The 12,617-nt window shown below is 40.7% G+C and carries 12 protein-coding genes; 5 read left to right on the forward strand and 7 right to left on the reverse strand.

The window, feature by feature from the left end:
• Window positions 1-53: 53 nt before the first annotated feature.
• Window positions 54-1,163 (reverse strand): prephenate dehydratase, encoded by a 1,110-nt coding sequence (gene pheA, locus AC07E5_RS05910; protein ID WP_498624940.1) that lies wholly within the window; start codon window positions 1,161-1,163, stop codon window positions 54-56.
• A 369-nt stretch (window positions 1,164-1,532) separates the two neighbouring features.
• Window positions 1,533-2,675, reverse strand: coding sequence for an acyl-CoA dehydrogenase family protein (locus AC07E5_RS05915; protein ID WP_131261776.1), 1,143 nt, complete (start codon window positions 2,673-2,675; stop codon window positions 1,533-1,535).
• Window positions 2,676-2,917: 242 nt separating this feature from the next.
• Between AC07E5_RS05915 and AC07E5_RS05920 the strand changes: the two genes are divergently transcribed.
• Window positions 2,918-3,928, forward strand: coding sequence for a glycosyl transferase family protein (locus AC07E5_RS05920; protein WP_498624941.1), 1,011 nt, complete (start codon window positions 2,918-2,920; stop codon window positions 3,926-3,928).
• An 83-nt stretch (window positions 3,929-4,011) separates the two neighbouring features.
• Here AC07E5_RS05920 and AC07E5_RS05925 read toward each other — a convergent pair whose 3' ends face one another.
• Together AC07E5_RS05925 and AC07E5_RS05930 are read right to left on the reverse strand one after the other, a co-directional pair.
• Window positions 4,012-4,281, reverse strand: coding sequence for a YeaC family protein (locus AC07E5_RS05925; protein WP_004972971.1), 270 nt, complete (start codon window positions 4,279-4,281; stop codon window positions 4,012-4,014).
• The gene (locus tag AC07E5_RS05930) at window positions 4,281-5,198 is read right to left on the reverse strand and encodes an NAD(+) kinase (protein WP_207973958.1); all 918 of its coding nucleotides are present in this window, start codon (window positions 5,196-5,198) and stop codon (window positions 4,281-4,283) included. The genes AC07E5_RS05925 and AC07E5_RS05930 overlap by 1 nt, the downstream gene beginning before the upstream one ends.
• A 289-nt stretch (window positions 5,199-5,487) precedes the next feature.
• On the opposite strand from AC07E5_RS05930, the gene AC07E5_RS05935 reads away from it, so the two are divergent.
• The 3 genes from AC07E5_RS05935 (at window position 5,488) to AC07E5_RS05945 (ending at window position 9,106) form a co-directional block, all read left to right on the forward strand.
• Window positions 5,488-6,018, forward strand: coding sequence for a hypothetical protein (locus tag AC07E5_RS05935; protein WP_498624943.1), 531 nt, complete (start codon window positions 5,488-5,490; stop codon window positions 6,016-6,018).
• A 103-nt stretch (window positions 6,019-6,121) separates the two neighbouring features.
• A complete protein-coding gene (gene mrcB / locus AC07E5_RS05940; protein WP_498624944.1) occupies window positions 6,122-8,515 on the forward strand; it encodes a penicillin-binding protein 1B in 2,394 nt (797 codons plus the stop codon).
• Window positions 8,516-8,587: 72 nt separating this feature from the next.
• A complete protein-coding gene (locus AC07E5_RS05945; protein ID WP_096901888.1) occupies window positions 8,588-9,106 on the forward strand; it encodes a hypothetical protein in 519 nt (172 codons plus the stop codon).
• Window positions 9,107-9,180: 74 nt separating this feature from the next.
• Here AC07E5_RS05945 and AC07E5_RS05950 read toward each other — a convergent pair whose 3' ends face one another.
• Window positions 9,181-10,080, reverse strand: a complete 900-nt coding sequence (locus AC07E5_RS05950; RefSeq protein ID WP_498624946.1) for a thiamine phosphate synthase — start codon at window positions 10,078-10,080, stop codon at window positions 9,181-9,183.
• A gap of 138 nt (window positions 10,081-10,218) precedes the next feature.
• Here AC07E5_RS05950 and hemP point away from each other — a divergent pair, with 138 nt between their 5' ends.
• The gene (gene hemP / locus AC07E5_RS05955) at window positions 10,219-10,389 is read left to right on the forward strand and encodes a hemin uptake protein HemP (RefSeq protein ID WP_004972965.1); all 171 of its coding nucleotides are present in this window, start codon (window positions 10,219-10,221) and stop codon (window positions 10,387-10,389) included.
• A gap of 111 nt (window positions 10,390-10,500) precedes the next feature.
• On the opposite strand, the gene AC07E5_RS05960 is transcribed toward hemP, so the two are convergent.
• Both AC07E5_RS05960 and AC07E5_RS05965 read right to left on the reverse strand, forming a co-directional pair.
• On the reverse strand, window positions 10,501-11,850 hold the full coding sequence (locus AC07E5_RS05960) for a sensor histidine kinase (RefSeq protein ID WP_498624948.1): 1,350 nt from the start codon (window positions 11,848-11,850) through the stop codon (window positions 10,501-10,503).
• A 17-nt stretch (window positions 11,851-11,867) separates the two neighbouring features.
• Entirely contained in the window at window positions 11,868-12,530 is a 663-nt protein-coding gene (locus AC07E5_RS05965) for a response regulator transcription factor (RefSeq protein WP_498624950.1), read from the reverse strand.
• Window positions 12,531-12,617 lie beyond the last annotated feature (87 nt).

Here is a 12,617-nt window from a genome sequence, read left to right on the forward strand (position 1 = left end):
GGTGGTGAATGTGGCGCGCATGACAAACATGCACACCACTGAATTAAATACGATTACAACACGGCAGCAGGATAAGAACCCAAGACACGAACTTCTTTCACCAATGGACGGATTTCTTCAATCGCTGCACGGACATTGTCTTGCTCGACATGCCCTTCTAGGTCAATGAAGAATACATAGGCCCATTTTTCAGGCAAGGCAGGACGTGTTTCAATACTGGTCAAGCTAATATTATGCTTCGCAAATGGCGCAAGAATCTCAAGCAACGCCCCTGCGCGGTCATGTGCAGACACCAACAATGAAGTTTTGTCATTGCCACTAGGTGGAACTTTCTCACGACCAATCACCAAGAAACGTGTGGTATTTTCTGGATTATCTTCGATATTGCTATGTAAAATTTCAAGTTCGTAAATATTGGCCGCAATTTCAGAAGCAATTGCAGCAGAATGCCATTCATTACGAATACGGCGTGCTGCTTCTGCATTGGAGCTGAGTGCTACACGCTCTACACCCGGATAATGTACATCTAACCATTTACGGCATTGTGCCAAAGTTTGCTGATGCGCATAAATTTGTTTAATGCTGTCTTTACGAGTGTTTTCTGACACAAGGAATTGGTGATGAATACGCAATTCCACTTCACCAATCACATTTAATGGCGATGATTTAAAACAGTCTAAAGTATGGTTCACCACACCTTCAGATGAATTTTCGACAGGCACTAAACCATAGTGCGCACTACCTGCTTCCACTTCACGGAAGACTTCATCAATAGTAGGCAAAGGACGCACAATCGCGTCTTGACCAAAATGTTTAAGTACTGCGGAATGCGTATAAGTACCAATTGGCCCTAAAAACGCAATACTTTGTGGCGCTTCAAGTGCCAAACATGCCGACATAATTTCACGGAATAAACGTGCCATGGTCACATCAGACAACGGCCCTTCGTTGCGTTCCATAACATTACGTAAAACTTGCGCTTCACGTTCAGGACGGTAAAACAACGGGCTCTCTTCTGCTGCAAATTTTGCTTTCGCCACCGCTTCAGCAAGTCGTGCTCGACGGTTAATCAGCTGCTGAATCTGTTGATCTACAGAGTCAATATCTTCACGGATTTTAGCGAGATCAAGAGAAGTCGTTGTGTTCTGATCGTCTTGGATCATTGTTATGTCGCCCTTCATAAACATTTTGCAAATAGTATAACAATAGTTAGCTTTCAAATGTTGCGCAATACAACTTTCAGTGTTTCAGATTTAAAAACATACAGTTGATCAAAGCATCACCAATCTATACATTTAAGCCGCAACTTTGCACAACGTACTGCTAAAACTGGGTAACTACGCTTTTCCCTTTTACATCTTTAATTCTAAGCGGAGTAATTTTATTTTTAAGTGTAATTATCAATCAGCTCATTGCTTTTAAGTCTGATCAAAATCATGATTTTCTCGTTTAACTCATAAAAAAGAGCCAGCACTAGGCTGACTCTGGTGATGATCATTGAGCTTTATTCATTCGGGTTTTAAGGCATTGATTTAACGCCCCAATAAACCACGCGCGACAATTTCTTTCATAATTTCATTGGTTCCACCGTAAATCCGCTGGATTCGTGCATCGACAAAGAAACGAGAAATTGGATATTCCGTCATATAGCCATAGCCACCAAACAGTTGCAGCAATTGATCGGCAATTTTCATTTGCATATCTGTCGCAAAGCTTTTTAAAGCGGCTGCAGTTTCGACGTCCAGTTTGCCCTGCATATACAATTCGACGTTTTGATTATAAAAAGCAGCAGTTGCCAATTCATCAATCTTAGCCTGTGCCAATACAAAACGGGTATTCTGGAACTGACCAATGGCTTGTCCAAACGCCTGACGCTCTTGCACATATTGTGTGGTCACATCAATTGAACCACGAATAGCACCCAATGCTGTGGCTGCAATCGCGGTACGTTCACGTGGCAATTCTTGCATTAAATAGGCAAAACCATGCCCTGCCTGTCCCAACAGTTGGTTTTTCGGCACTTTGACATTGTCGAAGAATAGCTCTGACGTATCTTGTGAATGCAAACCAATTTTTTCCAAATTGGTGCCTTTTTTAAAGCCTTCCAAGTGAGTATCGACCAACATGAGCGACACGCCTTTGGCACGTGCTTGCGGATCAGTTTTTACTGCCAAAACCACCAAGTCTGCATGCTGACCATTGGAAATAAAGGTTTTAGAGCCATTCAGTACATAATGATCTTCTTGCAAAATGGCATTGGTACGCATGGCTTGTAAGTCTGAACCCGCACCTGGCTCGGTCATGCCAATTGCACCAACTACTTCACCCGACACCATTTTAGGTAGCCAGTATTGTTTTTGTTCTTCTGTACCAATATGCAAAATGTACGGCGCAGCAATTTCAGAGTGACAGGAAATACCTGTAGAGAGTGCGCTATAACCTGCACGTGCCGACTCTTCGACCAACATTAGGGAATAATGCGTTGGAACACCATAGCCGCCATATTCTTCAGGCACATCAATACACAAAAAGCCATTTTCACCTAACAGATTCCACACACTGCGCGGCATGATGCCCTCACGTTCCCACGCTGCATAATGCGGTGCAATATGCTCCTGCATAAAACGTCGAAAGTTATCTCTAAATAATTCTAAATCAGCATCATAAGCCAGCATATCCAATCCTTTATTTTTCAATTGTTGTTTTCAACAGTATCCATGCTATGCATTTTTATACAGGCTGTCATGTGTTATCCCTACAGATTGTCTTACTTTACAGTCAAACTTTAGTCGTCATTTCAGATGTGCAAACGCATCTTGTGGCAGCTTTTATCAACTGAAGCTGTGAATAGTGCTGCAAACTGTTGCCGAAGTTTATACACTAGTTAAATTAAAATTGATGTGATGTGAACTCGCTTATGCCAAATACAAACCCCAATAAAAGAAATATTTATAAAGATGCAGAACATCCATTTGCACAATTTATCCGTATTATTGGCAAAGGCAAAACAGGTGCACGTTCACTGACCTATGATGAAGCCTATCAAGCTTTTTCTATGATTTTGCGCAATGAAGTGTTGGATGTGCAATTGGGTGCTTTTTTAATGCTGCTACGTGTGAAGGAAGAATCTGTAGAGGAATTAGCAGGTTTTGTGCAAGCCACACGTGATCAACTGCAATTTAAACCGCTTCAGGTAGATTTAGACTGGTCATCTTATGCAGGTAAACGCAGACATTACCCGTGGTTTTTATTGGCAGCGCTGACTTTGGCAAAACATGGTTATAAAGTGGTGATGCATGGTGCTTCAGGGCATACCATCAACCGTTTATATACCGAACAAGCGCTGCAATATTTAGATTATCCAATTTGCCAAAATGACCTAGAGGTTGAGCAGCAATTAGCACAGTGTAATTTTGCTTATTTACCATTGGATGTTATTTCACCAATTTTGAGTGAGCTGATTAATTTACGCAATGTGATGGGTTTACGCTCACCCATTCATACCCTTGCTCGTTTAATCAATCCTTTTAATGCCAAAGCGACTATGCAGGCGATTTTTCACCCTGCCTATCGCAGTTCGCATCAACAAGCCGCATTTCAGTTAGGTTATCAAAACAGTGCGGTGATTAAAGGTGAAGGTGGAGAATTTGAGCGCAATCCCGATGCCAAAACTTTAATTTGTGGCATCAAAAATGGCGCTTTATATGAACATGAACTACCTAAACTGACCGATAACCGTAGCCCTGTCGAAGAAGAACTGGATTTAGCCGTGTTTAAAGCCGTCTGGTTAGGTCAGCAAACGCATGAATATGGTGAAGTTGCCATTATCGAAACTATGGGCATTGCTTTATATACCATGGGCGTATGTGATGATTATGCAGCAGCGATGCAAAATGCCCAACAGCTTTGGCAAAATCGTCACAACTAAAAACTTATTGAAGATACAAAAAAGACACCTATCTCAGGTGTCTTTTTTATCTTTCATTATTTCTGAAAGCAGTTTTGCATCATTTAAACAAAACGAATCGGTTTAAATTCTTCATGCTTGTGATGATCGTCATCACACTGCTCGCCTTCTTCTTTAGTGCCACGGTCAATATAGCCACTACGCTCAGTTTCAGGCAGGTTTTTCATTTCCCACGCATACACTGCTTGCATACAAATTTGACGTTGCTCTTGGGTCAGCGCAACACCATTAGGCCACTTGCCAATTTCAATTGCCGTTTTTAAACGTCCAACAATTTCAGGATCGAGTACGGCAAGCATTTGTTCAATATTCATCATTCATCCTGCTGTTGCATTGATTCAAAATCTTGATTCCACCCTAACTTGGTTCGACAAGCCATATAGAAGTCATAACCTGGTGGATGTAATAAATTTAATTTATAAGGATGTTTGCGGATATGCAAACTATCTCCAACATTTAATGAAACACTATGTTGACCATCGGCACTGACCATCGGCAACACACGGTTTTCACGAATATTGATTTTAATTTCGCTGTGCCCACCCACCACAATTGGGCGTGAAGATAAGGTATGAGGATGCATAGGCACCAATGCAATTGCATCCATGCTCGGATGCACAATTGGGCCACCACCCGACAAAGCATAAGCCGTTGAACCTGTTGGGGTCGAAACGATTAAACCATCACTGTGCTGACGATAGACATATTGCCCATCAATATTCAGTTCAAAGTCAATCATGTGAACCGACTTACCCGAATGTAGCACCACATCATTTAAGGCAATGGCTTCATAAATGATTTCGCCTTTAGAGCGCACTTCCATTTCCAGTAAAAAACGGCGGTCTGACTGAAAATGCCCTTGCAAAACCTGATCAAGTTTAAAGATTACTTCTGTCGGTTTAATATCGGTTAAAAAGCCTAAACGCCCGCGGTTCACACCAATTACAGGGGTATTGTATTTAACCAAAGCGCGTGCTGCATGCAGCAATGAACCATCACCACCCACCACAATCACCAAATCGACCACTTCGCCTAATAAAGCACGGCTAACTGTTTGGGTATTGTTATAAGGTACAAGTTGAGCAGTGTCAGAATCAAAAACGGGATGCAAACCCAATCCTAAAATATGGTCGTGAATCAGACATAATGTTTCTACAACAGAATATTTGTCTGGACGACCAATCAGTCCAATGTTCCGAAAGTTCTTATGTGAAATTTGCACCTGCGATATCGCTCCGCTACGATTCGACGCCTATCATAGCACTAACCTAGTTGATTTAAAAAAACTTTAGTGATTCAAAATTCTAATTTTTTAGTACACTATTTCTCATCATTTATCGTTATATTATCAAACTTTTTCATACACAAATTTTTCGCAAAATAAGATAACTATAAAACGAGAAAAATCAAATATATTTAAAATTTCTAACAAGCTAAAACAATAAAAAATCTGTATGCTACACACTTCTAACCACATCTTTTTTTACTCTTAAATTCTAAAGAATATATCGGTCATTTTTATGAATCTTAATAAATATTTAGCCATTTACGGAGCAGGAATATTTTTTGCTGGACTTATGTTTTTGGCTAAACATGATTACTTAAATTTCTATCAAGAAAAAGCGCAAGAATTTAACACTAATAAACCCGTAAGTTTTGTTCAGCCTATTGAAAACAAGGGTAGTCTTTCTCAAAACACCCTACCAAATCAGTCAGACAAAAATCTTTTGGAACAACTTAAAGTAGATATAGAAGATACAAAACTGTCCTTCCCTTTGCAAAATGAAGATAAATCAACCTTTATAGATGTAATTCTCATAGATAAAGATGTTGCCTATACCATTATTACCCCGCTAACAAAATCTGATTTTACCGCAGAATATATTCGCTTGATTACTGAAACCAATTGTAATGATGAATATTTGCAACCCTATTTAAATGCAGGTTTTAGTTTTACTTATAAATTTTTTGACCTACACATGAATCGTATCTTGGACTTAAGCACCAACCTTAATCACTGCGAAGGTTTACAACAAGCTAATACTATTTAATTAAATTGAGCATAATTTTTCCCTTCAGTCACAGATTAATTATTGCAAATTCAGTAAAAGCTTCGCATGATTAGCAAAATTTATCAGGATCTTATCGCGATTTATGAAGTCTGAGCGTGGCATAGGCATAATTGCATTACTATTTTGCATCATCGTTATTGGTGGATTTATTGCATTTAGTATCTACTTGATTCGTCTGGATAATATTGTCAGAGACAAATTTGAAGGACAGCGTTGGGATATTCCAGCCAAGGTTTTTGCACGCCCGTTAGAAGTGTATAGCAATGCACCTGTCAGCCAGACCGACTTTACTCAAGAACTGAAACTACTTGGCTATAAAAATACAGATAATTATGCTAAATCAGGCAGTTATGTCAGCGATGGTAATACTTTATTTGTGCATACCCGTGGTTTTGACTTTGGAGACAGTGTCGAACCTGAACAGGTTTTAAAAGTCAGTTTTGCCAACAATCAAATTAGTGAAGTGAGCGCCACCAAACCATCTAATACAGGTATTGCACGTTTAGAACCGATGTTGATTGGCGGAATTTATCCACAGCACAATGAAGATCGTGTGCTGATTAAACTGAATAAAGTACCTAAACCGCTGATTGAAGCCCTTATTGCCACTGAAGATCGTAATTTCTATCAACATCACGGCGTTTCAATTCGTGGTACTGCACGTGCTATTGTCAGTAACGTCACTGGTGGCAAACGTCAGGGTGGTTCTACCCTTACGCAGCAATTGGTGAAAAACTTTTATTTAAGCCCAGAACGCACCTTAAAACGTAAGGCCAATGAAGCACTCATGGCCATGCTGATTGAACTACATTACAGCAAAGATGAAATCTTAGAAGCCTATTTAAATGAGGTGAATTTAGGTCAAAACGGTAACTATTCTATTAATGGTTATGGTCTAGCTTCACAGTTTTATTTTGGTATGCCGTTGCGTGAGCTAAACATTTCACAACAAGCCTTTTTGGTCGGTTTGGTACAAGGTCCATCATTATATAATCCTTGGCGCAACCCTGAAGCTGCCAAAAAACGTCGTGACATTGTACTAAACAATATGTTGGTGATGGGTTATTTAAACCAAGAACAATATGAAAAAGAAACTGCGCGTCCCTTAAATGTCATTACAAAACCGACTGTTGGCCCTGCCCGTTTCCCTGACTTTTTAGATATTGTTCGCCGTCAATTGCGTACCGAATATCAAGAAGGTGATTTGACCAATCAGGGTTTGCGTATCTTCACGACGCTTGATCCGATTGCACAAACCAACGTACAAAATGCTTTTAAAGCATCGGTTGAGCGTTTAAGCAAAGCCAATCCAAAGCGTTTAAAAGATTTACAAGGCGCGGTGCTGATTTCTCATCCTGAAAATGGCGAGTTAGTGGCAGCGGTAGGTTCTACGCAAGATTTTACGGGTTTTAACCGTGCCTTGGACGCCAAACGTCAAGTTGGCTCACTGCTCAAACCGATTATTTATTTAAGTGCAATTGAGTCTGGTCGTTATAATTGGGCAAGTCCTGTAGAAGACAGCCAAATCAGCATCCCAATTGATGGTAAATCTTGGACACCACGTAATTATAGCGGCAGCGATCATGGGATTGTGTCTATGTCACAAGCCCTATCTCAGTCTTATAACCTATCTGCAGTTCGTTTGGGACAGGAGTTTGGATTATCTACCTTCCGTAATCACCTCATTAAATTTGGTGTACCAAGTGATGCTGTTCCGCAATATCCATCTATTTTCTTGGGTGCGGTAGATTTATCACCAATGCAAGTGATGGACATTTACGGTAACTTTGCCACAGGTGGTTTTAAATATCCGACCAAAGCGATTCGCACCGTAGTCGATGCCAATGGACGTTTACTGGATCGTTATGGTTTAACCGTACAACAAACTATTGATCCTTCTGCCGCCTATATTTTGAATTATGGCTTACAGCAAGTGATGAGTTCTGGTACAGGTCGTTCAGCTTACAATAGCTTATCGACAGATTTAAAATTGGCAGGTAAATCAGGTACAACCAATGATACTCGTGATTCATGGTTTGCGGGCTATTCAGGCAATTATTTAGCCGTTGTATGGCTTGGTTTGGATGATAACAAAGTCACAGGCTTAACAGGCTCGTCTGGTGCTTTGCCTGTCTGGAGTAATGTGATGCAGCAATTGCGTCAAAAACCTGTCAACTTACGTCAGACTGAACAAATTCAATGGCATTGGATTGACCGCAGTTCTGGGCATTTATCTGCACAAGGCTGTGAAGGTGCGATGTATATTCCAGTGAATCGTAATAATGTACCACGTCAGGCAACCGCATGTGGTTTTTCACACTATCAAGTTGAACCCGTTTACCAACCCGATACTGAAACTCAACAAGCAGCTCCTGAAACCAGTGACAGTATCGAAAATTATATCCGTGAAACTGAACCTGTATCAGATGACAATACCGATGGTCGTGTCATCTCAAGCGGCAGTTATATCAATTAAACTTGAGGATATCGATTGGTTACGCTTATGAAATTATCACGTTTAAGACAAGTTTTTTTCACCACATTCGCTATGGGTGCGATGGCAACGATTGTAGCTTGCCAGAGTTTACCTGAACCGCCTGCTCCTCAGCCTGTGCCTGAAAAACCTAAAACTGTGACGACACCAGAAGGTGTGGTGATTCGTCCTTATGAACGTGAAGAAATTAAGCGTCAATCGTTGCAAGTGGTGGTGCCACAACAAACCGTGCAACAAAAATTAGAGGATGGTCGTAGTTTGCCTGCTTTTCAAAAGTTGATGCAGCAAACCCAGACCGCTTATAAACAAGGTCAATTCAATCAGGCCGAAACAGCAGCTTTGCAAGCGCAGCGACTTGCCCCGCAAGCGGCTGAAACCTATTTATATTTGGCTTTAATTGCCAACCAAAAAAAGCAACCTGCCAATGCAGAAGCCTTGGCACGTCGTGGTTTAAGCTATGCACAAAGCGATGCCATGAAACGTCAATTGTGGTTAGTCATTCAAAAAGCAGCACAGCAACAAAATAATGCCAAAAGCCTTGCGCAAGCCCAACAAGCTTTGAAGGATTTGTAAGGACGATGATTTAATAAACTAAAAATCGCTGAGTGTGATTACATCAGCGATTTTTTATTTGTCAAACCAGAAATTCAAATAAAACGTACGCCTGCAATGCCATAGGCATGATGCTGCTCTGCCGTAGCAAAATCATCCTGAGTTAAGCCACCCAAAGCAAAAACAGGAATATCGACAAACTCAGCAATCTGTTGGAATTTTTCCCATCCTAAAGGTGTGGCATCATGATGCGTAGTAGTTGCTAAAACAGGGCTGAGCAAAATTGCTTCACAGCCAATTTGCTGTGCATGTTGTGCCGAAACAATGTCATGACATGCTGCAATATAACGCTGCCCGACTTTTAAATCGCCCTTTTGTAATTGCATCAGTTGCGATTGTTTTAAATGAATTGCTGCAATGGCGTGTTGCTGAATCGTATTTAATTGCTTCCACAATTCCAAATTGACAATCACTTGCCCCAGTTGCTCAATGCAATATTCTGACAATTCGACCTTGCATGCAGCATTGGGTTCAACCCGCCAATACAGCAGTTTTTGCTTAGGCAAATTTGCTAAATGTTTTAAATCTTCACTGACTTTAATTGCCTGTTGCCACACTAGTCGTTGCACAATTGCACGATTGGCTTGTGGAAAATTCAGCTCTAAAAGTTGCGGACGGCTAAACCATGTCCAAGGCACTTGAATATCTTTTAATAAAGCTGCGGGTACAGCAGCCTGAAAAATATGCAGATTGACAATCACATCATCATATTCATGGCAAATAATATCAAAAGCATGCCAATGCTGTATGCCAACACCAACTTCTTCAAACACTTCACGGCGGCAAGCATCTACAGGAGTTTCGCCTGCTTCCACTTTCCCACCTGGAAATTCGTGTTTATTGCCCTGATGTTGTTTGGCTTCGCGCCAACCCACCAACACTTTGTTTTGATGAAATAACAGCGCAATTGCCACATGAATATTTGGCTTGGACATGAACCCGATTCCTTTTTTGCAATGTACGTTTTACTGCAAATTGTAGACTTTTATAAAATTAAAAATAATCCGTTGACAGGTTTACATGATAATGATTATCATTTAAAACAATTCTTACACACCACGGAGTAACTCAAAATGAACGCCCCATTTAACTTATTTTCACGTCATTCAGACACTCAGCATGCCCTACCTATGTTACATTCAAATAACTTGTTCGCGCTAGGACGCGAAATTCGTATTTTGCATGCAGGCGAAGAATATCGTTTACGCTTAACCCGTAACAATCGTCTTATTCTCACAAAATAATTAAAATAATCAACACAATAATAAACGTGGAAACAGCAGTATGAATCAGCGCATACTGCTTTTAAGTTCTGACTTGTTTAATTTTAACTTGCTTCCTAAAACCAATCATATTTACAACTGGGCTTTAGGCAACAAAATACGCACTTTTAAACCACCTTGTTCAGCACGTGAAAATTCAATTTTTCCTGCATGCAACTCTATAATTTTCTTACAAATCGACAGTCCTAAACCAGAACCTTGAGTTTTACTGCCTAAAGCACGGTAAAAGCGTTCGCCCAAACGTGCCAAAACGTCATCAGTCACTGCATGACCATTGTCGGCGATGCAAATTTCCTGCATCAATTCATGCGGTTTCGCTTCAATCCAAATACGTCCTTGAGGTGCTGCATAACGCACTGCGTTGTCAATCAAGTTGCGCAGGCAGCTAAATAGCAATTCAGGATTGCCTTGCACTTGTATCGGTTGAATATCTGACTGAATCTGAATGGCTTTTTCCTGAATAAACGGCGTCAGACTTTGTAAAACTTCCTGCACCAAGTCTGCTATAGATACCGCACTTTTATTTAACGATGCCGCATCTGTCGGGTCTAAACGTGCCAATAACAGCAAATTTTCCAATACTTGTGTACCACGACTGACATCACGCTGAATTTGCTCTAAATCTTGTGCCAACTCAGGTTGTTGTTGGTATTTACGTTTTAGCACCTGCAAACGCAATTGAATGGCAGATAAAGGAGAGCGTAATTCATGCGAAGCATCTGCTGTAAATCGCTGTTCTGCAATTAAAGACTGCTCTACTCGCCCCAACAATTTATTCAATTGCTGCAGCATGGGTTGCAGTTCTTTCAATTCAGGTTGTGTGGGGATAATTGGCGTCAAATCATGTTGATTTTTTTCTGCAATTTGTTGGGAGAGTTGCTGAATCCGCTTAAATTGACGACCAATCATAAAATGCACAATGGACCATTGCAGCAACCACAACAGCAATAAAATAGCGGCATAACCTAAACTGGTTGCAGCAATTTCCTTGAAGCGATATTTAAGCGGCTGCGCGACAATCACATGCAAGCCATCTTCCTCTGCCACATAGCTGCGCCAAATTTGTCCATCTTGCCAGTGAAATGAAAAACCATGCTCAGATACCACGGCAAGCTGAGACAAGTGAAGCTGAGAAATGTCATGTTCATCTTCAGAGGTGGTCAAAATCAGATCATCTAATCCCAATTGATAGGCAATATGAAATTGCTCACTCAACTCATCGACCTGATTGCCTGCATGGTCACGCAAGTCTGCTCGCAGCAACATATCGGCTATTTCATCCATAATCTCGTCATGCACACGCATGGTCTGATAACTGGCAACCGCCAATAATAAAATCAGGGCGAACCCACCCGCCAAAACCGAGCTTAAAACGGAGCTTTTAACCAGTTTGGATTGTAAAGAAATGACCTGTTTAGACATGCGGAGATCAAACTGAATTAGTTATTTTGCTGCATACGATAGCCTAAACCTCGTATGGTTTTAATGCGGCTACTGCCAATTTTTTTGCGTAATTGATAAATAAATACTTCAATCGCATTACTTTCAATTTCATCGCCCCATGCATATAAAGACTCTTCGAGCTGTTCACGAGTCACCACATGCTGTGGGTTTTGCATCAGTTTATGTAAAATCTGGAATTCCTTAGCTGTTAAATTGACCTGTTGATCATCCACTTTCACTTGTTTACTTTGTGTGTCTAAAACCAAATTGGCAAATTCAAGCTGCTGTGTCGGATGACTTTGCGCATTGCGTAATTGACTGCGTACCCTCGCCGATAGTTCTTCAAGACTGAACGGTTTGATCAAATAATCATTGGCGCCTAAATCAAGTCCCTGTACCCGATCTTGAATACTATCGCGTGCAGTAATAAAAATAACAGGTGTATCCTGTTGCTGCTGTCGTAAAGCGTGCAGAATTTCATCACCACTATTTTTAGGCAAACCTCGGTCTAACAACACACAATCATAATGATGCTGCTGAATGGCTAAAATGGCATGATCGCCACGCTCAACCCAATCAACATTATAGCCATCCATTTCCAGCCAAGTTTTTATGCTTTCTGCTTGCGATACATCGTCTTCAGCCAAGAGTATGCGCATATCATTCTCTATTATTTATGCTTCAAAATTTTATGATTTGAAAATACTTTACATGATAAAACCACATACACCTTAAAGCGTATGTGG

The organism is Acinetobacter seohaensis (assembly GCF_056431365.1).

Coding starts and splice junctions, on each gene's coding strand:
- pheA (WP_498624940.1), bottom strand. CDS start 1,163: ATGATCCAAGACGATCAGAACACAACGACTTCTCTTGATCTCGCTAAA.
- AC07E5_RS05915 (WP_131261776.1), bottom strand. CDS start 2,675: ATGCTGGCTTATGATGCTGATTTAGAATTATTTAGAGATAACTTTCGA.
- AC07E5_RS05920 (WP_498624941.1), top strand. CDS start 2,918: ATGCCAAATACAAACCCCAATAAAAGAAATATTTATAAAGATGCAGAA.
- AC07E5_RS05925 (WP_004972971.1), bottom strand. CDS start 4,281: ATGAATATTGAACAAATGCTTGCCGTACTCGATCCTGAAATTGTTGGA.
- AC07E5_RS05935 (WP_498624943.1), top strand. CDS start 5,488: ATGAATCTTAATAAATATTTAGCCATTTACGGAGCAGGAATATTTTTT.
- mrcB (WP_498624944.1), top strand. CDS start 6,122: ATGAAGTCTGAGCGTGGCATAGGCATAATTGCATTACTATTTTGCATC.
- AC07E5_RS05945 (WP_096901888.1), top strand. CDS start 8,588: ATGGGTGCGATGGCAACGATTGTAGCTTGCCAGAGTTTACCTGAACCG.
- AC07E5_RS05950 (WP_498624946.1), bottom strand. CDS start 10,080: ATGTCCAAGCCAAATATTCATGTGGCAATTGCGCTGTTATTTCATCAA.
- hemP (WP_004972965.1), top strand. CDS start 10,219: ATGAACGCCCCATTTAACTTATTTTCACGTCATTCAGACACTCAGCAT.
- AC07E5_RS05960 (WP_498624948.1), bottom strand. CDS start 11,850: ATGTCTAAACAGGTCATTTCTTTACAATCCAAACTGGTTAAAAGCTCC.
- AC07E5_RS05965 (WP_498624950.1), bottom strand. CDS start 12,530: ATGCGCATACTCTTGGCTGAAGACGATGTATCGCAAGCAGAAAGCATA.